The following is a 20,426-nucleotide window of genomic DNA, read 5'->3' as shown; positions in this document are numbered from 1 at the left end:
GGATCAGGATGCGCTGGCAGCCTCGGAATCGGTCGGCCAGTCGCGGATATACGCCTTGAGCATATTGTTCTCGAACTGCTGAGCGTGAACAATGGCGCGCGCCATGTCAAAGAAGGAAATCACACCCATCAGCACCGGGCCATCCATGACGGGCATGTAGCGTGCGTGGTTGTTCAGCATCAGGCGTTGGACTTCGTCGGCACTGGTATTGGGGGTCACGCTGACGGGGGCGTCATCCATGATGCTGCGTACGGTAAAGCCTGGGGCCTTATTGCCATGGGCGTGCCAGTGGCGAATGATCTCGCGAAAGGTCAACATACCCACCAACTGACCGTGCTCCATGATCACCAGCGAACCAATATCGAGCTCGCTCATGCTCTGCACCGCTTTTTCGACGGTCATTTCGGGGGTGCCTGTATAAAGCGTGTCTCCCTTGACACGCAGGATTTCACTGACTTTTAGCATACTGGGTCTCCTGACCGGGATCGGCGTTTGGTATGGCTGGTTGCTCTGTCAGAATGCCTTGCGGCGACTCGAACAGTGCTTCCAGATTAGAGAGTCGCTGATCGAAAAACTGAGAAAGGTAGTTGAATACATATTCTAGCGGACCCTCGTGCGTATGGGCGCGGTCCAGCAAAAATGCGGTGATAAGTTGATTCAGACTGACCAGCCGCAGATCGCAGCTCAATACCCATTGCTCGTCATTGTTCAGTTGGGTATCGGCAATCAGGCCCATGGACTTGAGCTGGCATAAAACGTTGTAGAGCTCGTCGGGGTCTCGTTCCAGTGTGTGGCTGAGCTCTCTGACGCTTAGGCCTTCCGGGTTCTGGCGGTTCAGCCAGAGTTGATGGAGCAGATTGACGGCGTCGGTAAAGGCGATGCCGGGCACATTTGTTTTGACCCAGTTGCGGCCTCGCCAGTCGGGCAAGATGGCGACCATGGAAGCTCCGAGCAGGACGATCAGCCAGGAGATATAGATCCACAGCAAGAAGATCGGCAAGATCGCAAAGGCGCCGTAAATAATCGTATAGGTGGGAAAGCGGGTCAGATAAAAGGCGAAGCCGGCTTTCATCAGCTCCAGCAGGGCCGCTGTCACGACCCCGCCGATCAGCGCATCGCGCCACCATACGCGCCGGTTGGGTACGTACATGAACAGTGCAGTCAGCCCCAGCGCCGTGAACAAAAAGGGCACGTAGGCCAGGGCGAAAGACACAATACCGGACAAGTCCCCGATATACCCCATGGACTCGCGCGCCAGAATGGTGGTTGCCCACAAGCTGGCACCGGTCAGAATCGGGCCTAGGGAAATAATGGCCCAGTACACCAACAGGCGCTGGCCCAGCGGACGTTGAACATGGACCTGAAAAATATTGTTGAACGTCTCATCAATGGTCATGATGAGCATGATGGAGGTGACGATCAAAAACAAGCTGCCTACTGCCGTCAGACCCGAGGCCTTGGCGGCGAACTGGTTCAGATACAGCATGACGTTCTCTGAAACCACCTCGGGCATCAGATTGCGCGTCAGAAACCCTTCGAGGGCATGTTCAAATTCCTGAAACAGGGGGAACGCCGTGAACAGGGCCAGCACCACGGTCAATAAAGGCACAATAGCCAAAATCGTGGTGTAGGTGAGGCTGGAGGCCACCTTCATCAGATCTTTTTCTGCCACCCGCTTGATCGCAAAGCGCAGCACATTCAAAAAGTGGTGTCTGGCAGTGGGTGGCGGGGGCTTCTGCCCGACAGCAGGGTCTGTTGTGTCTGGGTTCAAGTCTGTGGGTTCAGCTTGCTCAGAGGGCATAGGAGGATTCTCGTCGTTTTTCATAGCGGTTTGATGCGGCGGACGCTGCTTTTCGACAGGGTTCAGGTGATAATAACAGCATGCATGAACCTTTAAACCCCATACTTCATCGAGTGGCGGCCCTGGCCTTGGTCGCCTTGATTGTTTTGTGTCTGGCTTGGGAGCTGCATTTTGCGCCCCTGAAACCGGGCGGCTCCTGGCTGGCGCTGAAAGTCATCCCTCTGGTGTTGCCGTTGCGCAGCGTGCTCAAGGGCAATTTATATACGCTGCAATGGACGTCCATGATGATTCTTCTGTATTTCGCAGAAGGGGTCATGCGTGCCTGGTCCGATCCGGTCGCAGAAGTTTTACCCTGGGCGGTGGCAGAAATTGTCTTGTCCCTGATCTATTATTTCTGCGCCATTTTTTATCTCTGGCCTGCCAAAAAAGCGGCCAAGCAGCGCAGCAAAGCCGAAAAAGCCGAGGCTGCCAAAGCCGCCAAATCAGCCTGAGGGGGGCGTATGTCCAGTGCGTTCGATGGTCTGACCATCAGTCATCATTTTGCCGATCTGCCGTCGGCTTTCCATACGGCAGTGCCGCCGCAACCTTTGGCAAATGCCCGTTTGCTCCATGTCAATCAGGCGCTGGCGGCGCAACTGGGTCTGGATGTGTCACGCCTGGGCGAGCCAGAGTTTCTCGATGTCGTCAGTGGCCAGTCTCCCTTGCCCGGGGGGCTGACCGTATCGGCCGTCTATAGCGGGCACCAGTTCGGTGTGTGGGCAGGGCAGCTTGGTGATGGCCGGGCGCATCTGCTGGGACAGATTGATACGCCCGAAGGCCCTCAGGAGCTGCAATTGAAAGGCGCGGGCAAAACGCCATATTCCCGTATGGGTGACGGTCGTGCCGTGCTGCGCTCCAGTGTGCGTGAGTATCTGGCCAGTGAGGCGATGGCGGGTCTGGGCATTGCCACCAGTCGCGCGTTGGCGCTGGTCACTTCCGATACGCCTGTCTATCGTGAAAGCGTGGAAACGGGCGCGATTGTCACCCGCGTCGCCCCGAGTTTTGTGCGGTTTGGCTCATTTGAGCATTGGGCGAACGACGCCGAGCGCTTGCGTGAGCTGCTGGACTATGTGCTGCGCGATTTCTATCCCGAACTGCGCCAGGACGGCGATTCGGAGCAGGAGCGCGTCTGCCGCTTCTTGCAGGAGGTCACGCGCCGCAGTGCCGAGATGGTGGCGGACTGGCAAACCGTCGGCTTTTGCCACGGTGTCATGAATACCGACAATATGTCCATCCTGGGCCTGACCATTGATTACGGCCCGTACGGCTTCATGGACCGATTTCGTGTGAATCACGTCTGCAATCACAGCGACAATCAAGGCCGTTATGCCTGGAATGCGCAGCCTGCGATTGTGCATTGGAACTTGTATCGCCTGGCCAGTGCCTTGATGGTGCTGGGCCTGGATGTGGAAGTGGTGAAAGAGCGTTTACAGACGTTCGAAGCCAGTTTCCTGAATCGCTATCACGCCAACTTGCAGGCCAAGTTCGGCCTGCGTACCTGGCAGGCGGACGATGCCCAACTGGTCGATGACTGGTGGCGTTTGCTGCATAACAGCGGGGCGGATTTCACCTTGTCCTTCCGTGCTCTGGCACAAGCCAGCAAGGCCCCTGAGGCGTTTCTGAGCCTGTTTGATGGCTCCGAAGATCAGGCTCGGGCCTGGTGGCACGCCTATAGCCAACGTCTGACTCTGGACGGCTCCGACACGCCTGAGCAGCGTGAGGCCATGAATCGCGTCAATCCCTTGTATGTCTTGCGTAACCACTTGGCCGAGCAGGCCATTCAGGCGGCTGCCAAGGACGATGCCAGCGAAATTGACGCCTTGCTGATGTTGCTGCGAGATCCTTACACCGAGCGGGCCGGTTTTGAGGCCTATGCCATGCCGCCGCCTGAAGGCAGTGCGGAACTGGCCGTCAGTTGTTCTTCCTAAAAGACCGGGCGCGGTCCAGGGCATGTCCGGATTCGGGAACAATGCCATAATCGTGCCTGACTTTTAATTTTCCATTTCTTTGCGTTCACTTTCTTTATGTCCGGCAATACTCTAGGTAAAAGCTTCCGCGTCACGAATTACGGCGAATCCCATGGTCCAGCGATTGGCGCAGTGATCGATGGCTGCCCTCCGGGTCTGGAGCTGTCTGAACAGGACATTCAGTTTGAGCTGGATCGCCGTCGTCCAGGCACATCGCGCCATGTAACCCAACGCCGCGAACCTGATCAGGTGGAAATTCTGTCCGGCATTTACGAAGGCCGCACAACCGGCACGCCCATTAGTCTGCTGATTCGCAATTCCGATGCGCGCAGCAAAGATTACGGCAATCTGCTCGATACTTTCCGTCCCGGCCATGCCGATTACACCTACTGGAAAAAGTTCGACAACCGTGACCCGCGTGGAGGGGGGCGTTCTTCGGCTCGCTTGACCGCGCCTACTGTGGCTGCGGGGGCGATTGCCAAGAAATGGCTGGCCGAACACGTCGGCGTCAAGATTCGCGGCTATATGAGCCAACTGGGTCCCATCGCCATTCCGTTCAAAAGCTGGGACATGGTCGAGCAAAATCCCTTCTATGCCCCCGATCTGGATGTGGTGCCGCAGTTGGAAGCTTATATGGACGAGCTGCGCAAAGAAGGTGAGTCCATTGGGGCCCGCATTGAAGTGGTGGCTGAAGGGGTGCCTGCCGGTTGGGGAGAGCCGATTTATGACCGTCTGGACGCTGATATTGCTCACGCCATGATGGGCTTGAATGCGGTTAAAGGTGTCTCCATCGGGGCCGGATTTGATTGCATCACCCAAAAAGGTTCAGAGCATGGTGATGCGCTGTACCCGGATGGATTCAAGACAAATCAGGCCGGGGGCGTGCTGGGTGGTATTTCTTCAGGGCAGGCCATTACCGTCTCGCTGGCGATCAAGCCGACCGCCAGCATTCGTACCCTGCGCCCCTCCATTAATCGGGCCGGAGAAGCGGTCGAGGTTCAAACCCTGGGTCGTCATGATCCCTGCGTGGGTATTCGTGCCACACCGATTGCCGAGGCTTTGCTGGCCATTGTGCTGATGGATCATTGCTTGCGTCACCGCTCGCAATGTGGAGTCTGATGTAAGGGTTTGCGCCGGAGGCCGGCACGTCATTTTCTAATCAGGTTGGTTTGCAGGAGCTGATCATGAAAGGTATTGTGAACGGAAAACGCGTCTTGGCGGTCGGTTTGATACTGGCTAGCGCGGGTTGTGCGTCGGTCCAGACCACGCAAAGCGGGGCAGTGGGGGTCGAACGCAAACAGTTCATCTCCAATCTGGTCTCTGAGGCCGAGCTGAATCAGGCTGCCGCCCAGAACTATGCGCAGGTCCTGTCGCAAGCACGCCAGCAAAAGGCGCTGGATACGGACGCTGCCCAGACTCAGCGGGTGAAAGCGATCGCTCAACGTTTGATTGGACAGGTTGGCGCGTTCCGTGCCGATGCTCCTGCCTGGAACTGGGAGGTGCATGTCATCAATGCGGACGAGGTCAATGCCTGGTGCATGCCCGGAGGCAAGATTGCGGTCTACAGTGGTTTGCTCAAGCGCATCGCCCCTAGCGACGCTGAATTGGCAGCGGTGATCGGTCATGAAATCGCGCACGCTTTGCGAGAGCACTCACGCGAGCAGGTGTCCCAGAAAATGGCGACTTCCTTGGGGCTGACAGTCTTGTCCGCCCTGACAGGGGTACAAGCGGTCAATGATCTGGGCGGCACGCTGAGTGAAGTGATGTTCGAATTGCCCAATAGTCGCACGCATGAATCCGAGGCAGACTTGATCGGTGTTGAATTGGCAGCTCGTGCAGGGTATGACCCACGGGCTGCCGTGACGCTATGGCAGAAAATGGGGTCTTTGGAGCAGAGCCGAGCCCAGCCCGAGTTCTTGTCGACTCACCCGGCGTCCTCAACTCGCATTGCAGATTTGCAGGCGATCTCGGAGCGGGTCATGCCCTTGTATCAGCAGGCGGCCAAGCCGTGACGGGGTGACCGCGTTCGGACCACAACCCAAACCGGTGCCGGTTTGGGTTTTTTTATGGAACGCGGTTTACTTGCCCATGCTTGGCGTTCGCCACACCCGGGTTGCCCAGCGAGGTGGCATGCATGTCCAGACAGAAAGAGCCGTCCTTGATTGGTGAAGTGTGTCAATACACCCGCTCGACCAACACTTTGCCCAGGCTGCTTTTGTCCAGCGCCAGTTTGGTCTGAATGAGGCCTAGGGTGACAGCGTTTAGTCGGGGAGGCGAGTGGTGCTTATCACTCTTTAGCCAAGCCCTGGCTGTGAATCACGGGAGTTGACTGCGCGAAGCAGAATATGGCTTGAGTGTCTGCCTTGGATTCGGGGAAAGCGTCCTATCGTGGTAGTTCCAATACTAGGATGGTGATTGGTCTTGTCCCAGTTACTGCGCCTGTCATAATAAGTGCAAATTTTAGTGCGCCCCGTGTGCTGCGGGACGCAATCACAACTGAATCGCGAGAGTGCAATGGCAAAAACCTTATACGATAAGTTGTTCGACGAACACGTCGTACATCAGGACACGGATGGCACCTGTTTGATCTACATTGATCGCCACTTGCTGCATGAAGTGACCAGCCCGCAAGCCTTCGAGGGTCTGACTCTGGCCGGACGCAAGCCTTGGCGCGTCAGTGCCAATCTGGCGGTGGCAGATCATAACGTCCCCACCACCTCGCGTCAGAATGGCATTGAAGATCCCATTTCGCGTTTGCAGGTCGATACCCTGGACGCCAACTGCGAAGAGTTTGGCATTACCGAATTTCGCATGAATGATGTGCGTCAGGGCATTGTGCATATTGTCGGTCCTGAGCAGGGGGCTACCTTGCCCGGCATGACGGTGGTGTGTGGCGACTCTCACACCAGTACGCACGGTGCCGTGGGCGCTCTGGCCTTCGGTATTGGCACCTCTGAAGTTGAGCATACGCTGGCCACCCAGACCTTGTTGATGAAAAAAAGCAAAAGCATGCTGATTCAGGTGGATGGTAAGCTGCCCTTTGGCTGCACGGCCAAAGACCTGATCCTGTATGTCATTGGGCAGATCGGCACTGCCGGGGGAACGGGCTACGCCATTGAGTTCGGTGGCTCGGCCATTCGTGCCCTGTCCATGGAAGGACGCATGACCGTGTGCAATATGGCGATTGAGGCCGGGGCTCGTTCAGGGATGGTTGCCGTCGATGAGCAAACCATTGAGTACCTGCGTGGTCGACCTTATTCGCCCAAAGGCGCGTTGTGGGATCAGGCCGTTGCGTACTGGAAAACCTTGCATACTGACCAAGGGGCGCAGTTTGATCGCGTGGTTCAGATTGATGCCAGTCAGATTACCCCTCAGCTGACCTGGGGAACCTCGCCTGAAATGGTACTGCCCATCGACAGCCGGGTGCCGGACCCCGATAAAGAAAAAGATGAAGTCACCCGTAATGGTATGGAGCGTGCCCTGGAGTACATGGGCCTGACGCCTAATATGCCCCTGACTGATATCCGTATCGATCGCGTGTTTATCGGCTCCTGTACCAACGCCCGCATTGAAGATTTGCGCGCCGCAGCCGCCGTGGCCAAAGGGCGCAAAGTGGCTTCCAATGTGAAGCAGGCCATGATCGTCCCCGGCTCTGGCCTGGTCAAGCGTCAGGCTGAACAGGAAGGGCTGGACAAGATTTTTCTGAATGCCGGTTTTGAGTGGCGCGAACCAGGCTGCTCCATGTGTTTGGCCATGAACGCCGACCGCCTGGAGCCGGGCGAACGCTGTGCCTCAACCTCCAACCGTAACTTTGAAGGACGTCAGGGGCAGGGTGGACGAACCCATCTGGTCAGCCCGGCCATGGCCGCAGCGGCCGCCATTGCGGGCCATTTTGTCGACGTGCGTTCGTTCAACTGAGGAAATCCACACCATGCAAGCATTTACTACTCATGAAGGTCTGGTCGCTCCCTTGGATCGGGAAAACGTGGATACGGACCTGATCATCCCCAAGCAGTTCCTCAAATCCATCAAGCGCACCGGCTTTGGCCCCAATCTGTTTGATGAGCTGCGTTATCTGGACCACGGCGAGCCTGGCATGGACAATTCCCGCCGTCCGCTGAACCCGGATTTTGTGTTGAACCAGGACCGTTACCAGGGCGCCTCCGTGCTGCTGGCCCGCAAGAATTTCGGTTGTGGCTCCAGTCGCGAACATGCCCCCTGGGCCCTGATGCAATATGGCTTTCGCGCCATTATCGCGCCGTCCTTTGCCGATATTTTCTTTAACAACAGCTTCAAGAATGGGCTGTTGCCCATTGTATTGAACGAGCTGGATGTGGCCCGTCTGTTCGATGAGGTCAAAGCCTTTCCTGGCTACAAATTGCGTATTGACCTGGCTGAACAGCGCGTCATTACGCCCGAAGGTCGTGAGCTGCCGTTCACCATTGATGCTTCGCGCAAGCACAGCCTCTTGAATGGACTGGATGAAATCGGCCTGACTTTGCAAAAGGCGGACATGATCCGTCAGTACGAGGCCGAGCGTTTGGCCCGTCATCCCTGGCTGGTGGGGCAGCCAGGGGCCTGATGCCAGGCGCAAGATCGTCCCGCTAGGATTTTGTTGGGATGTTCCGGCGATCAGGCCGGAACCTTTCCCTCCCACTCTCTCATTTTTACGTCCCATTGATCATGACTCATAAAATTGCAGTATTGCCCGGTGACGGCATCGGTCCCGAGATTACCGAACAGGCTCAGCGTGTGCTGGGCGCTCTGGGCCTGGATCTGGAGATGACCGTGGCCCCGGTGGGCGGCGCCGCTTACGATTTGCACGGTCACCCCTTGCCACCCGAAACCTTGAGCCTGGCTCAACGCTCCGACGCCGTGCTGTTCGGTGCCGTGGGTGACTGGAAATATGACTCGCTGGAGCGCCACCTACGCCCCGAACAGGCCATTTTGGGCCTGCGTCGTGCGATGGGCCTGTTCGCCAATCTGCGTCCCGCCATCCTGTACCCGCAACTGGCCAACGCTTCCACCTTGAAACCAGAAGTCGTGTCGGGTCTGGATATCCTGATCGTGCGTGAACTGACGGGCGATATCTACTTCGGCCAGCCGCGTGGCGTGCGTACCGTGGAAGAGGGTAACTTCGCAGGCGAGCGTCAGGGTTTCGACACCATGCACTACGCCGAAAGCGAAGTGCGCCGTATTGCCCACGTGGGTTTCCAGGCCGCACAAAAACGGCAGAAACGTTTGTGCAGCGTGGACAAGTCCAATGTGCTGGAAACATCCCAGTTCTGGCGCGACATCATGATTGATGTGGCCCGTGAATATCCGGACGTCGAATTGAGCCACATGTACGTGGACAACGCTGCCATGCAATTGGTGCGTGCGCCAAAAGAATTCGACGTGATTGTCACAGGCAACCTGTTTGGCGATATCCTATCGGATGAAGCCGCCATGCTTACGGGCTCGATCGGTATGTTGCCCTCGGCTTCTCTGAATGCCTCCCAGCAAGGCTTGTACGAACCCAGCCATGGCTCGGCCCCCGATATTGCCGGCCAGAACAAAGCCAATCCCCTGGCCACCATTTTGTCTGCCGCCATGTTGCTGCGCTATTCGCTCAATGCAGAAGATCAGGCCAAACGCATTGAGGCGGCGGTTGCCAGCGTGCTGGAGCAGGGCCTGCGTACCGGCGACATCTACGAAGACGGTTGTCAATTGCTGAGCACCAGCGCGATGGGGGATGCAGTGCTCAAGGCTTTGCGATAGTATCTTTTATCGTTTTATTTTTTTATATATCCAGGTGGTATTACCATGACTCAAGCGGTAGGTTTGGTCGGCTGGCGTGGGATGGTGGGCTCCGTGCTCATGCAGCGCATGCGCGACGAAGGTGATTTTTCCCTTTTTCAGCCGGTGTTTTTCTCGACTAGCAATGCTGGCGGCGCAGCTCCCTCGTGGGCTGATGGCGCTGGCCCATTGCAGGATGCTCACGATATTGACGCTTTGAAAAAGCTGCCCATTATTGTGACCGCCCAAGGTGGAGATTACACAAGCCAGATCTACCCCAAGCTGCGTGCCGCCGGCTGGAACGGTTTGTGGATTGACGCGGCCAGCACGCTGCGCATGGATGAAAACTCCGTGATCGTGCTGGACCCCATCAACCGTCCTGTTATTGACGCGGCGCTGGCCAAAGGTGGCAAGCAGTTCATTGGCGGCAACTGTACGGTCAGCTGCATGTTGATGGGCCTGGGGGGGCTGTTCAACCAGAATCTGGTTGAGTGGATGACCAGCATGACCTACCAGGCTGCCTCGGGCGGTGGCGCTCAGCACATGCGTGAGCTGCTGACACAGTTTGGCCTGATCAACCAGTCCGTTGCCAGCTTGCTGGACGATCCTGCTTCGGCCATTCTGGATATTGATCGCGGTGTCTTGCAGACTCAGCGCGATCCCAATCTGCCTCAGAAAAACTTTGGTGTTCCACTGGGCGGCAGCCTGATTCCCTGGATCGACTCCGACCTGGGCAACGGCATGACGCGCGAAGAGTGGAAGGGCGGCGTGGAAACCAACAAGATCCTGGGCCGCGGTGCACAGGACAAGCACATTCCTATCGACGGCCTGTGTGTACGTATTGGTGCCATGCGCTGTCACAGTCAGGCACTGACCATCAAACTGACCCGTGATGTGCCCCTGGACGAGATCACGGACATCCTGGCGGAGGGCTCCAAGTGGGCCAAGGTCGTGCCCAACGAGCGTCAGGCCACGATAGAAGCGCTGACGCCGGTTGCCGTGACTGGCACGCTGGACATTCCAGTAGGTCGTCTGCGCAAGCTGAACATGGGCCCCGAGTACTTGAGCGCTTTCACGGTGGGCGACCAGTTGCTGTGGGGTGCTGCCGAGCCATTGCGCCGCATGTTGCGTATTGCCCTGGGCGAGCTCTGATCATGGCTGGCCGTCTGCATCCTGTACGTACGCTGGGTTCGGCCCTGCTTGTGGCCGGGATGCTGGCGGCCGCGCCGGTGTGCGCGCTGGAGCTCGGTCATAGTCGTCTGGTGTCCGCGCCCAATCAGCTTTTCACGTTGGATGTGGGTATTCGCCAGATCAGTCCCGAAGAAAGTCTGTCATTGAAAGTGGCGCCCGCACCGTTGTCGGCCTGGCAACAGGCTGGCTTGACACCGCCCGTTGATCTGGAGTCTCTCAGAGCATTCATCGAGCGTGACGAGCAGGGGCAGGTGCGACGTATCCGGCTGTCCTCCGAGCAGATGTTCTCGGGTTCTGTTGCGGATGTGCTGTTGCAGATTCAAAGCGACAGCGGGCAGTTCTTGCATCAGGTCAGTGTTCTGGCTCCCGCCCCACTGACTGTCCGGCCGGTGGCCCAGGCTCAGGTGGCTCGTCCGGCCCCTGTGGCGGTGCAGGTTTCAGCTGCGTCGAACTCATCGGATACGAAAGGCGCGAATGCGGTGCGCGTCCGCTCGGGCGATACCTTGCATGCTTTGGCCCGTCGCCACGCCGTGGCCGGTGTCAGCGCTTACCAGTGGATGCGGGCGGTGCAGCAGCACAACCCCGATGCCTTCATCGATCAGAACATGCATCGTCTGAAGGCCGGCAAGACTCTGCAGATTCCGGATGCGGCGGCCATGTTGGCGATAAACGATGCCCAGGCCCGCCGTTTCTACGTGGATCAGGCCCAGGCGTTGCGCTTGGCAGCGCAAGCTGGAGGCGATCAGGGCGATGCGTCCCAAGGTCGGATGCAGACCGAGAGTGGCGAATCCGCTGCAAATGGGGCAGGCCAGGATCGTCTGCTTCTGTCGGCCGGTTCTCAAGCCCGTGATGACAAGCAGCAATTGCAGCACGAATTACGTGAGACCGGGGATCGTGTTTCGCAGTTGGAAGAAAATGTCTCGACGCTGGGCCGTGCCTTGCAGTCCCAAGGCGAGGCGGCCAAAGACTTGATTCTGGACTCTGCTAACGAGCTGGGTCTGGGCCAGTCCGGCAGTGAGACGACCCACCCATCTTCTCAATCTGGCGCTTCTGGCGCCGCTTCTTCTGCCGCGGTGGCAGGAGCGATTTCCGTGCCTCCCGAGCCCGAGCAGGGCAAGATGGCCGGTGCAGTTAACAAGGCAAAAAAGACCGTGTCCTGGATACAAGAACATATGTTGGCCGTCATGGCCGTGGTACTGGCGTTGATCGTGGTCCTGGTGACCTGGGTCTTGCGCCGGGCCAATACCGAAAATCGTCATGGTGATGATTCGCCTGCGCCTGTCAGCGAGGCAATGGTTCGGGAGAAGCTGGAAAAAATCAATCTGGACCTGGATCAGCCGCCTTCGGACGAGCCTCCTGTACGTCAGTAAGGCAAAAAACCCACCATGAAACGTATTGCACTGGGTGTCTGCTATGAGGGGACGCCCTGGCTAGGCTGGCAAAGTCAGGCCGGTGGCAACACCGTTCAAGATGTTCTGGAGCAGGCACTGGGCCGTTTTACGGCCCAGCCCGTTTCTACGATCTGCGCCGGGCGCACGGATACGGGCGTTCATGCGCTCAATCAAGTGGTTCATCTGGACACGACAGTCGAGCGTAGTCTGGAGTCCTGGGTGCGCGGGCTTAACGCGTTGTTGCCGGACTCGGTAGCGGTGCAATGGGCGCGCGAAGTGCCGGAAGACTTCCATGCGCGCTTTTCCGCGCAAGGACGTCACTATATCTACCTGCTGCGCCAACACCGGGTACGCTCCCCTTTGTTGCAGGGGCGGGTTGCCTGGGTGTTTCGTCCTTTGGAGCTGTCCCTGATGCAGCAAGCTGCCCAGCACTTGGTGGGTGAGCACGACTTCAGTGCGTTTCGCTCCTCGCAGTGCCAGGCTGCCAGTCCCGTAAGGACCATGACCCAGATTCAGATTCAGCAGCAGGGTGATTTTTTTCTATTTCGCTTTAGCGCCAATGCGTTTTTGCATCACATGATCCGTAATCTGATGGGCATGCTGGTCTATATCGGACAAGGCCGCCAGCCTCCCTCCTGGGTGCTGCATCTCCTGGCCCAGCGTGATCGCCGCTTGTCGGCTCCGACTTTTGAGGCCAGTGGCCTGTATCTGGCCGGGGTGGATTATCCGGCTCACTTTGATCTCCCCACGTCGGACCCCGATGACTTGCTCTATGAATTGAGCGGACTGCGTTTTGCCAAGGCAGCTGAAAATAAATGATGATCTAGCGCATTTCTAAAGGGTTTATCCCCGGTATCCGAATCGGCTTCACCTGTTTCAATCGTATAAAATGTGAAGCCATTTTCTTTCTTACATTCTTATCTGTATAAGGCCGACCACCTTCGGGCATCCGCCACAAGCGAGTCCTGAAGGCGACCATATCCTGAGCAAGGCCATGAAATTCTTTTTACGATTGTCTAGTTTGATCGACCGACTGAACACGGTCGTTGGTAAATCCGTAACCTGGCTGACCCTCATTGTGGTGTTGGTCAGTGCGATCAATGCCGTGGTGCGCAAGGTCTACGGCATTAGCTCCAACCAGTGGCTGGAATTGCAATGGTATTTGTTCGGTGCAATTTTCCTGCTGGCGGCGGGCTATACCTTCTTTGTCAATGAGCATGTACGGGTGGATGCCGTGGCAGAACGCTTCCCACCTCGTGTTCAAGTCTGGATCGACATTTTTGGCGTCATCTTTTTTCTTTTGCCCGCCACGCTGTTGATTTTCTGGCTCTCCATTCCATTTTTTGAGCAGTCTTATGTGTTGAACGAGCAGTCCTCCAATACGGGTGGGCTGGCGCGTTGGCCGGTCAAGCTCTTGATTCCGGTCGGATTCGCCTTGCTGGCACTGGCCGGTATTTCGCATCTGATCAAATGCATCGGCTTTTTGCGGGGTGCTTGTCCCAACCCCTTGCTTAAAAACGGCGGGTTAAGTGCTGAGGAAGAGCTGGCCAAGGAGATCCTGGAGATAGCCCGGGCAAATGACGCAACGATTTCTGTTTCTAAGGGCCAGTAACAATGGAATTTCTGGTTGATAATCTGGCTCCGATCATGTTTTTTAACCTGATCGTGTTTTTGCTGTTGGGTTTCCCCGTGACGTTTACCTTGTCGGCGATCGGGGTGTTGTATGGTCTGGTCGCCATTGAGCTGGACATGATGCAGCCGGCCTTGTTCCAGGCCTTGCCGCAACGGGTATTTGGAATCGTCGAGAACGACACCTTGTTGGCCGTTCCCTTCTTTACCTTGATGGGCCTGATACTGGAACGATCGGGAATGGCGGAAGATCTGCTTGATACCATCGGGCAGTTGTTCGGCCCCTTGCGCGGCGGACTGGCCATTGCGGTGGTACTGGTCGGTGCCATGCTGGCCGCCACCACAGGCGTGGTGTCGGCTTCGGTGATTTCCATGGGCTTGATTTCCTTGCCCATCATGCTGCGCTATGGCTATGACCGCAAACTGGCTACCGGCGTGATCGCTGCTTCGGGCACGCTGTCGCAGATCATTCCTCCCTCAATTGTGTTGATTATTCTGGCTGACCAGCTGGGTCGATCCATAGGCGACATGTATCGCGGTGCGATGTTGCCCGGCTTGCTGCTGGTGGTGATTTATATTCTGTACATTGTGGTGATGTCGTACATCAAGCCCAAGTCGGCGCCAGCCCTGCCGCCCGAGGCCCGTGTGTACATGGAGCCTGATGGCAGTCGTGGCCTGACTTCCCTGGTAGTCCTGACGATCGTGGCGTCTGCTGTGGCCTATTTTGGTTCTCAGCACTACTTTGCCACGCATCCCAATATTCCGATGGACGAGCATATTGTTGTGCTGATGTTGCTGTGGGGCATGACGGCCTGGTTGATCGCGCTGGCCAACAAGCTGCTCAAGCTCAAGATGCTCTCCAGGATCGCCGAGCGCGTGGTCTTCGTGATGGTGCCGCCCCTGTTTCTGATCTTTCTGGTGCTGGGCACAATCTTTATTGGCGTGGCGACACCGACCGAGGGCGGGGCAATGGGGGCCGTAGGGGCCATCATCATGGCCGTATCGCGTGGGCGTTTGTCTTGGAAGCTGTTGCGTCAGGCGATGGAGTCCACCACCCGTCTGTCCTGCTTTGTGGTCTTTATTCTGGTGGGCTCTACGGTGTTCAGCCTGAGCTTTCGCGGCATCAATGGCGATTTGTGGGTGGAGCACCTGCTGATCGACATGCCTGGCGGAGAGTGGGGCTTTCTGATCATTGTCAGCATTCTGACCTTTCTGCTGGCCTTCTTTCTGGACTTTTTTGAGCTGGCCTTTATTATTGTGCCGTTGCTCGGGCCGATTGCCGACAAGATGGGGATTGACCTGATCTGGTTCGGTGTCTTGCTGGCGGTCAATATGCAGACTTCCTTCATGCACCCGCCTTTTGGCTTTGCGCTGTTTTTCCTGCGTTCGGTCGCTCCGAAAGAGGATTACACCGACAAGGTAACGGGCGAGCGGGTCAAGCGAGTGGCAACGACCGATATTTACTGGGGATCGGTGCCCTTTATTATCATCCAGTTATTGATGGTCGCCGCTGTGCTGGTCTTTCCCGGGCTGGTCACGCATTACAAAGACGGCGAAGTTCTGTTGGAGGACTCGCAGATCCAGTTTGGTACCGAGTCGACCTACGGCTCTGATAGCTATGGCTTTGGTATGGATGACGCCGCCAGCAGTTTCCAATAAAGTCGTTCCATCTTTCAAACGGGGGCATCGGGCCCCCGTTTTTTATTCGAGGATCAATGATGTACAGCCGTACCCGAGTCAAGATTTGTGGCTTTACCCGAGCGCAGGATATTGATGCTGCCGTCCAATTGGGCGCGGATGCGGTGGGGTTTGTGTTTTATCCGAAAAGTGCCCGCATGCTCAGCACCCAGCAGGCTGTCGCCTTGCGCGCCCATGTCCCGGCATTCGTGCAGGCGGTAAGTCTGTTTGTGAACGCCCCCGAAGGCTTTGTGCGGGAGATTCTGGAGCAGGTGCAACCGGACCTGCTGCAATTTCATGGGGAAGAAAGTCCGCAAGAATGCCGGCGCTATGCTCATCCGTATATCAAGGCTTTCCGTGTCGGGGCGCCCGGCCTGGACACGGTAGACAGCCTGTTTGAGCAGTGCATGAAGTATCCCGATGCGCGAGCCTGGTTGATGGACGGCTATCACGATGCTTATGGCGGCACGGGTACGGCCTTCGATCCGGCCTTGATCCAGGGCCTGCAACTGCGTCTGCGCTCCCAGGAAGGCCTGCCGCCCCTGGTTCTGGCTGGAGGCATGCGTATCGATAATGTGGCCGATCGAGTCGCATTGCATCGACCTTATGCGATTGATGTGAGCAGCGGTGTTGAGCTGGAGCCCGGCGTCAAATGCCCTGCCAAGATGGGTCAATTCATGCAGATGTTGAGCGAGGCTTCCCGGAACTAGGGAATCTTTACGCGCGATGGCTGTCTGTTCTTGTTGGCCCGACCCGCTTAAGGCGGGTCTGTTTTTATCTGGTCTTCTCAGGATTTATGGTTATGCAAAGCATACAGCTCGGTCCTTTTACCTTTGCCACGTCCTTGTTTGCGTTCTTGGTCGCGGCCTTCTTGGGGCTGTTTCTGGCGGCCTGGCTGGACAGACGCCGACAGACCCGGGCGGAATCAGTCTTATGGCGCGCCGTTCTTCTGGGGGTCTTGGTCGGCCGCCTGGGCTTTCTCATTCAGCAATGGGAGTTCTATCACAATGACCCCTTGAGCTGGCTGGATGTGCGCGATGGCGGTTTGATGATTCCGGCTGCAGTGACGGCGGGCTGGTTCTACGTGCTGTGGCGTGTGCTGCGTGACAAGGCGGTCTTGCCAGCGGTGGCCGGTGGCCTTGCTATTGGTGTCGCTGCGTTTTCGCTGATTATGGTCGCAACGGGCCGAGGTGGCCTTGAACCATCCATCCCCTTGCCCGAGATAGACTTGATTCCCCTGCAGGCAGACTTCAGTACGCCGGACAATCTGGATCAGTACAAGGGGAAGGTAACCGTCGTGAATCTCTGGGCCAGCTGGTGCCCGCCGTGCCGCCGCGAGATGCCAGCATTCCAGCAAGTGCAAGCCAGCCGAAGCGATGTGAATATTGTGTTCGCCAACCAGGGCGAGGAGCTGACGGCGATCCAGCACTATCTGAATGAGGAAAACCTGGAATTGGGCAATATGTGGCGCGATCCGCATATGCAGCTGGGGCAGGCCGTGCGCAGTCGGGGTTTGCCAACGACCTTGTTTCTGGATGAGCAGGGTCGTCTGGTGGATGTGCGGGCCGGAGAATTGTCGGCAGCGACCTTGAATGACAAGATCAATACCTTGCAGTGAGCGGGGGGCGCATTGTCCATGGCGTTCTCAATGAGCTACGGCGCGCTAGAGAGCAAGTGAGGGCGGCGACAAACAGCTTTGGGCTGAGAAGACCTGCGGCTTGTTGCGTTTCAGTGCCCTGGCACGCAATGGCCCAGTGTTCCTGAAACTGGGCCATCATCGCTTACGTATCAGGCTTTTTGCAGAGACATCTTTTCTTCTGGTGTTGTTGGGCGCTGTGCGTATCGATTCGCAATGAAGGCGCAGGCCATCAATTGAATCTGATGAAAGATCATGATGGGTAGCAGAGCGGGGCCAATCGCAGCGCCGGTAAACAGCACTTGGGCCATGGGCACACCGGTTGCCAGACTTTTCTTGGAGCCGCCGAACACAATCGTGATTTCGTCTTCCTTGCTAAAGCCCAGCTTGCGGGCCATCCAGGTCGTCAGAAACAAGATAATGGCCAGTAACACCACGCAGACCACGGTCAGAATAGCCAGGGACTTGGGTGGAACAGCTTGCCACAGACCGCCGATTACCGACGCGCTAAAAGCCGTGTAGACCACCAGCAGGATGGAAGACTGATCCACACTGCGCAGCCATTTGCGGTTGCGATCCATCCACTTGCCAATCAGGGGGCGCATCAGATGGCCCACAACAAAAGGCAGCAACAATTGCAGGCTGATCTTCTTGATGGCGTCCACCGTCGAGCTGGCCGAGCCGCCGTCCGCGTCCAGCAAGAGCTTGAGCAGCACGGGAGTGAGCACAATGCCGATCAGGCTGGAGGCCGAGGCACTGCAAATGGCGGCTGGTACGTTGCCGCGAGCAATCGAGGTAAAGGCAATGGCCGATTGCACGGTGCCGGGCAAGGCGCACATATACAAAATGCCGACAAATAAGGGCATGCCCAGCAAAGGCAACAAAATGGGCTTGGAGATCAGGCCCAAAAGAGGGAACATCACAAAGGTGCAGGCAAAGACCAACAGGTGCAAACGCCAGTGGGTTGCGCCGGCAATGATGGCCTCGCGAGACAGCTTGGCGCCATGCATGAAAAACAGCAGGGCAATGGCCAGACCGGTAATCACATCAAAAATCACGGCGCCCTGACCATAGGCGGGAAAGAAGCTGGCCAGCGCCACAACGCCGATCAGGATCAGAGTGAAGTTGTCAAAAAGCAGTCGCAGTTGAGAGAGCATGGGTTTGTGAGAGGCTTGAAAGGCTTGCGTTATGAAAGGCCTCACTTTACCGTAGACTTTTTTGGGTGTTTATCGCTAAACGGATATGGATTATCGACAAACGGACATTCTGCAACCCGCCGAGCGGATTCCAGAGAGTTTGCAGCAGCTGCGGTATCTGCCCAGACCACTCTATGGTCAGGAACGTACCTTGCCCAATCAGGCCATTGCGCGCCCGCATCGTCATCCTTGGGTGCAATTCTCTTATGCGCTGACCGGTGTGATTGAGGTGCGCACGGCCAGTGGGCGCTTCATGGCACCGCCCCAGCAGGCGGTCTGGGTGCCAGCAGGCGTCGAGCATGGGGTACGCAGTTCACCCGATGCCCAGATTCGCAGTCTTTATATTGATGTCAGCGCCTTGCCGCAGGCACCCCTTGCGTGTCGGGTGGTGGCGGTGGACCGCTTATTGCGGGAATTGATTCGCGAGTTTAGTTTATTGCCGGTCCTGTATGAGCGAGAGGGGGCGCAAGGGCGTTTGGTACAGGTCCTGCTCGATCGCCTGTTGGCCGCCCCTGAAAGCGGTCTGATTCTGCCCTGGCCATCGGACTCACGCTTGTTGCAGGTCTGTGAGCAGCTTCAGGCTCAGCCAGCGGTCGATTGGAGTTTGCACGAGCTGGCTGAGCAGCAAGGTTTGTCAGAAAAAACGCTAAGCCGTCTATTCCGGCAACAAACTGGTTTGACTTTTCGGGTGTGGCGCCAGCGCCTGCGCGTCATGAGCGCCTTGCCCTTGTTAGAGCGCCACGAGCGCGTGACTGATGTAGCCTTGGCCTGTGGCTACGAAAGCATGTCGGCTTTTGTGGCGGCATTTAGAGACTTGATGGGTCAAACGCCAGGCGAGTTTTTCCGTCGCCCCTTGGGCCCGCTGGATGAGTAAGTCCGCACAAAATGACAGAGCAGGCGGTGGGCGTCGGGCGTGTCCTGGATCGGGTCGGCCAGTGCCTGTGGGTCGATGCCTTGTGCTCTCCAGAAGTCGGCCTTGCGCAAGACACAGTAGCGCAGCAAGCCGGCGAAAAATTCGGGGTGAAACTGGACCGACCATTGCGATGGGCCATAACGCAGGATTTGATGAGGGTCCTGCGCGGAACGACCCAGCACTTCTACGTGATCGGGCAGGCTCAGCACACTTTGTTGATGGGTGAGCAAGGCAGGAAATTGCATGGGCAGGTCTGCCAGCAGTTCATGGTGTTGCGCCTGCTCTGAGAGCTGGACAGGTAAATAGCCCACCTCAGCGCCTTTTGGAGCGTAATCGACGCGTCCACCCAAGGCATGAGCCATCAGTTGATGACCGTAACAAATGCCCAGCAGAGGCATTTGAGTCTGATAACGCTCACGAATCCAGGCGGCCAGGTTCTCGCTCCAGTCAAGACGATCAGTGACCATGTTCCAGGAACCGCTGATCACCACAGGGTCCGGGCAGTCTGCAGCGGGCAAGGCTTTATCCTGATGCACACGCCAGGTACGGATGTTGACCGGCAGTGTTTGCAGTGCACGTTTGAACCAGGCGTTCTGATTGCCAAAGCGCTGCTCAACATCCGGCGGAGGTGAACCGGCCTGAAGAAAATGGACGTCCATCATGCTTGCCCTCGAAACAGGCTCCACGTGACCATGCCCAAGCCCAGCATCAGTAAAGAACCGATGACATGCACGGCAATGCCGCCCAGTGCCCACAGATAGCGCTGCTGCATCATTAAGGTCATGATCTCGGCAGAGAAGGTGGAAAAGGTAGTCAGGCCACCCAGAAAGCCGGTCATGACAAACATGCGCCAGCCTTCGTGACCCAGTCCCCACTGGTTGAAACAGGCCATGGCGATGCCCATCAAATAGCCGCCGATCAAGTTGGCCAGCAAGGTGCCTGGTGGCAAGGTGGGGAACAGGGTGTTGAGTGCCTGACTGAGGAACCAGCGTGCCAGCGCGCCCAGGGCGCCGCCGGCGGCAATATAAAGCATGGCTACGGGCATGAAAGGCCTTCGGGTAGGGGGGGCAAACTGTCAGCGAGCAGTCAGCCGATCGCGATATATACCTTAGATAGCGTGTCATTATGCTCTTGTACAGCTGAAAAGGCGACCTTGCCCAAAGCGCTGTGTCCAGCTAATGTAAGAGCGCAATTATCAGACGGACCAC

General features: G+C 57.1%; 20 protein-coding genes. 15 read left to right on the top strand and 5 right to left on the bottom strand.

Annotated elements, in window-relative coordinates; all coding sequences use genetic code 11:
* Nucleotides 1–3: 3 nt before the first annotated feature.
* A complete protein-coding gene (locus tag FE795_RS10095; protein WP_003799568.1) occupies nucleotides 4–465 on the bottom strand; it encodes a CBS domain-containing protein in 462 nt (153 codons plus the stop codon).
* The gene (locus FE795_RS10090) at nucleotides 449–1,801 is read right to left on the bottom strand and encodes a YihY family inner membrane protein (RefSeq protein WP_003799569.1); all 1,353 of its coding nucleotides are present in this window, start codon (nucleotides 1,799–1,801) and stop codon (nucleotides 449–451) included. The genes FE795_RS10095 and FE795_RS10090 overlap by 17 nt, the downstream gene beginning before the upstream one ends.
* Nucleotides 1,802–1,881: 80 nt before the next feature.
* On the opposite strand from FE795_RS10090, the gene FE795_RS10085 reads away from it, so the two are divergent.
* The 14 genes from FE795_RS10085 (at nucleotide 1,882) to FE795_RS10020 (ending at nucleotide 17,091) form a co-directional block, all read left to right on the top strand.
* Nucleotides 1,882–2,292: a DUF2069 domain-containing protein gene (locus tag FE795_RS10085; protein WP_003799572.1), complete on the top strand. Its 411-nt coding sequence runs from the start codon at nucleotides 1,882–1,884 to the stop codon at nucleotides 2,290–2,292.
* Nucleotides 2,293–2,301: 9 nt separating this feature from the next.
* Nucleotides 2,302–3,768 (top strand): protein adenylyltransferase SelO, encoded by a 1,467-nt coding sequence (locus FE795_RS10080; protein WP_219234877.1) that lies wholly within the window; start codon nucleotides 2,302–2,304, stop codon nucleotides 3,766–3,768.
* Nucleotides 3,769–3,864: 96 nt separating this feature from the next.
* Nucleotides 3,865–4,926, top strand: coding sequence for a chorismate synthase (aroC, locus tag FE795_RS10075; protein WP_003799574.1), 1,062 nt, complete (start codon nucleotides 3,865–3,867; stop codon nucleotides 4,924–4,926).
* Nucleotides 4,927–4,991: 65 nt separating this feature from the next.
* Nucleotides 4,992–5,819: a M48 family metallopeptidase gene (locus tag FE795_RS10070; RefSeq protein ID WP_003799575.1), complete on the top strand. Its 828-nt coding sequence runs from the start codon at nucleotides 4,992–4,994 to the stop codon at nucleotides 5,817–5,819.
* A 502-nt stretch (nucleotides 5,820–6,321) separates the two neighbouring features.
* Entirely contained in the window at nucleotides 6,322–7,725 is a 1,404-nt protein-coding gene (gene leuC / locus FE795_RS10065; protein WP_003799576.1) for a 3-isopropylmalate dehydratase large subunit, read from the top strand.
* A gap of 13 nt (nucleotides 7,726–7,738) precedes the next feature.
* Nucleotides 7,739–8,389 (top strand): 3-isopropylmalate dehydratase small subunit, encoded by a 651-nt coding sequence (leuD, locus tag FE795_RS10060; protein WP_003799577.1) that lies wholly within the window; start codon nucleotides 7,739–7,741, stop codon nucleotides 8,387–8,389.
* Between the two features lie 101 nt (nucleotides 8,390–8,490).
* Nucleotides 8,491–9,567: a 3-isopropylmalate dehydrogenase gene (gene leuB / locus FE795_RS10055; protein ID WP_003799578.1), complete on the top strand. Its 1,077-nt coding sequence runs from the start codon at nucleotides 8,491–8,493 to the stop codon at nucleotides 9,565–9,567.
* A 45-nt stretch (nucleotides 9,568–9,612) separates the two neighbouring features.
* Nucleotides 9,613–10,737, top strand: coding sequence for an aspartate-semialdehyde dehydrogenase (asd, locus tag FE795_RS10050; RefSeq protein ID WP_003799579.1), 1,125 nt, complete (start codon nucleotides 9,613–9,615; stop codon nucleotides 10,735–10,737).
* Between the two features lie 2 nt (nucleotides 10,738–10,739).
* Nucleotides 10,740–12,146 (top strand): type IV pilus assembly protein FimV, encoded by a 1,407-nt coding sequence (locus tag FE795_RS10045; RefSeq protein ID WP_131070630.1) that lies wholly within the window; start codon nucleotides 10,740–10,742, stop codon nucleotides 12,144–12,146.
* Between the two features lie 15 nt (nucleotides 12,147–12,161).
* A complete protein-coding gene (gene truA / locus FE795_RS10040) occupies nucleotides 12,162–12,986 on the top strand; it encodes a tRNA pseudouridine(38-40) synthase TruA (RefSeq protein ID WP_003799582.1) in 825 nt (274 codons plus the stop codon).
* 175 nt (nucleotides 12,987–13,161) lie between these two features.
* Nucleotides 13,162–13,779 carry a TRAP transporter small permease subunit gene (locus FE795_RS10035; RefSeq protein WP_003799584.1) on the top strand — a complete coding sequence of 206 codons (618 nt, stop codon included), beginning with the start codon at nucleotides 13,162–13,164 and terminating at the stop codon, nucleotides 13,777–13,779.
* A gap of 2 nt (nucleotides 13,780–13,781) precedes the next feature.
* Nucleotides 13,782–15,455 (top strand): TRAP transporter large permease, encoded by a 1,674-nt coding sequence (locus FE795_RS10030; protein ID WP_003799586.1) that lies wholly within the window; start codon nucleotides 13,782–13,784, stop codon nucleotides 15,453–15,455.
* Nucleotides 15,456–15,514: 59 nt separating this feature from the next.
* Nucleotides 15,515–16,183 carry a phosphoribosylanthranilate isomerase gene (locus tag FE795_RS10025; protein WP_131071827.1) on the top strand — a complete coding sequence of 223 codons (669 nt, stop codon included), beginning with the start codon at nucleotides 15,515–15,517 and terminating at the stop codon, nucleotides 16,181–16,183.
* A 92-nt stretch (nucleotides 16,184–16,275) separates the two neighbouring features.
* Nucleotides 16,276–17,091: a TlpA disulfide reductase family protein gene (locus FE795_RS10020; protein ID WP_131070629.1), complete on the top strand. Its 816-nt coding sequence runs from the start codon at nucleotides 16,276–16,278 to the stop codon at nucleotides 17,089–17,091.
* Nucleotides 17,092–17,261: 170 nt separating this feature from the next.
* Here the strand turns inward: FE795_RS10020 and FE795_RS10015 are convergent, their stop codons facing one another.
* Nucleotides 17,262–18,266, bottom strand: coding sequence for a bile acid:sodium symporter family protein (locus FE795_RS10015; RefSeq protein ID WP_003799592.1), 1,005 nt, complete (start codon nucleotides 18,264–18,266; stop codon nucleotides 17,262–17,264).
* Nucleotides 18,267–18,351: 85 nt separating this feature from the next.
* On the opposite strand from FE795_RS10015, the gene FE795_RS10010 reads away from it, so the two are divergent.
* Complete coding sequence (locus FE795_RS10010; protein ID WP_003799594.1) at nucleotides 18,352–19,179, top strand: AraC family transcriptional regulator; 828 nt, start codon at nucleotides 18,352–18,354, stop codon at nucleotides 19,177–19,179.
* Here the strand turns inward: FE795_RS10010 and FE795_RS10005 are convergent.
* Both FE795_RS10005 and crcB read right to left on the bottom strand, forming a co-directional pair.
* Nucleotides 19,128–19,880, bottom strand: a complete 753-nt coding sequence (locus tag FE795_RS10005) for a glutamine amidotransferase (RefSeq protein WP_003799596.1) — start codon at nucleotides 19,878–19,880, stop codon at nucleotides 19,128–19,130. The two genes, FE795_RS10010 and FE795_RS10005, sit on opposite strands and share 52 nt — an antisense overlap.
* Nucleotides 19,877–20,263 (bottom strand): fluoride efflux transporter CrcB, encoded by a 387-nt coding sequence (gene crcB, locus FE795_RS10000; RefSeq protein WP_003799599.1) that lies wholly within the window; start codon nucleotides 20,261–20,263, stop codon nucleotides 19,877–19,879. The genes FE795_RS10005 and crcB overlap by 4 nt, the downstream gene beginning before the upstream one ends.
* Between the last annotated feature and the right edge of the window lie 163 nt (nucleotides 20,264–20,426).

This window comes from Alcaligenes ammonioxydans, from assembly GCF_019343455.1.
GTDB lineage: Bacteria > Pseudomonadota > Gammaproteobacteria > Burkholderiales > Burkholderiaceae_B > Alcaligenes > Alcaligenes ammonioxydans.
This window is presented reverse-complemented; position numbering and strand designations above follow the sequence as displayed.

What these genes read in the sequence shown, in the direction of transcription:
- leuC (WP_003799576.1), top strand. Translation starts at nt 6,322, where the DNA reads ATGGCAAAAACCTTATACGATAAGTTGTTCGACGAACACGTCGTACAT.
- asd (WP_003799579.1), top strand. Translation starts at nt 9,613, where the DNA reads ATGACTCAAGCGGTAGGTTTGGTCGGCTGGCGTGGGATGGTGGGCTCC.
- FE795_RS10085 (WP_003799572.1), top strand. Translation starts at nt 1,882, where the DNA reads ATGCATGAACCTTTAAACCCCATACTTCATCGAGTGGCGGCCCTGGCC.
- FE795_RS10030 (WP_003799586.1), top strand. Translation starts at nt 13,782, where the DNA reads ATGGAATTTCTGGTTGATAATCTGGCTCCGATCATGTTTTTTAACCTG.
- FE795_RS10090 (WP_003799569.1), bottom strand. Translation starts at nt 1,801, where the DNA reads ATGCCCTCTGAGCAAGCTGAACCCACAGACTTGAACCCAGACACAACA.
- FE795_RS10095 (WP_003799568.1), bottom strand. Translation starts at nt 465, where the DNA reads ATGCTAAAAGTCAGTGAAATCCTGCGTGTCAAGGGAGACACGCTTTAT.
- FE795_RS10005 (WP_003799596.1), bottom strand. Translation starts at nt 19,880, where the DNA reads ATGATGGACGTCCATTTTCTTCAGGCCGGTTCACCTCCGCCGGATGTT.
- FE795_RS10035 (WP_003799584.1), top strand. Translation starts at nt 13,162, where the DNA reads ATGAAATTCTTTTTACGATTGTCTAGTTTGATCGACCGACTGAACACG.
- FE795_RS10070 (WP_003799575.1), top strand. Translation starts at nt 4,992, where the DNA reads ATGAAAGGTATTGTGAACGGAAAACGCGTCTTGGCGGTCGGTTTGATA.
- truA (WP_003799582.1), top strand. Translation starts at nt 12,162, where the DNA reads ATGAAACGTATTGCACTGGGTGTCTGCTATGAGGGGACGCCCTGGCTA.
- FE795_RS10020 (WP_131070629.1), top strand. Translation starts at nt 16,276, where the DNA reads ATGCAAAGCATACAGCTCGGTCCTTTTACCTTTGCCACGTCCTTGTTT.
- FE795_RS10080 (WP_219234877.1), top strand. Translation starts at nt 2,302, where the DNA reads ATGTCCAGTGCGTTCGATGGTCTGACCATCAGTCATCATTTTGCCGAT.
- leuD (WP_003799577.1), top strand. Translation starts at nt 7,739, where the DNA reads ATGCAAGCATTTACTACTCATGAAGGTCTGGTCGCTCCCTTGGATCGG.
- FE795_RS10045 (WP_131070630.1), top strand. Translation starts at nt 10,740, where the DNA reads ATGGCTGGCCGTCTGCATCCTGTACGTACGCTGGGTTCGGCCCTGCTT.
- FE795_RS10025 (WP_131071827.1), top strand. Translation starts at nt 15,515, where the DNA reads ATGTACAGCCGTACCCGAGTCAAGATTTGTGGCTTTACCCGAGCGCAG.
- FE795_RS10010 (WP_003799594.1), top strand. Translation starts at nt 18,352, where the DNA reads ATGGATTATCGACAAACGGACATTCTGCAACCCGCCGAGCGGATTCCA.
- crcB (WP_003799599.1), bottom strand. Translation starts at nt 20,263, where the DNA reads ATGCCCGTAGCCATGCTTTATATTGCCGCCGGCGGCGCCCTGGGCGCG.
- leuB (WP_003799578.1), top strand. Translation starts at nt 8,491, where the DNA reads ATGACTCATAAAATTGCAGTATTGCCCGGTGACGGCATCGGTCCCGAG.
- aroC (WP_003799574.1), top strand. Translation starts at nt 3,865, where the DNA reads ATGTCCGGCAATACTCTAGGTAAAAGCTTCCGCGTCACGAATTACGGC.
- FE795_RS10015 (WP_003799592.1), bottom strand. Translation starts at nt 18,266, where the DNA reads ATGCTCTCTCAACTGCGACTGCTTTTTGACAACTTCACTCTGATCCTG.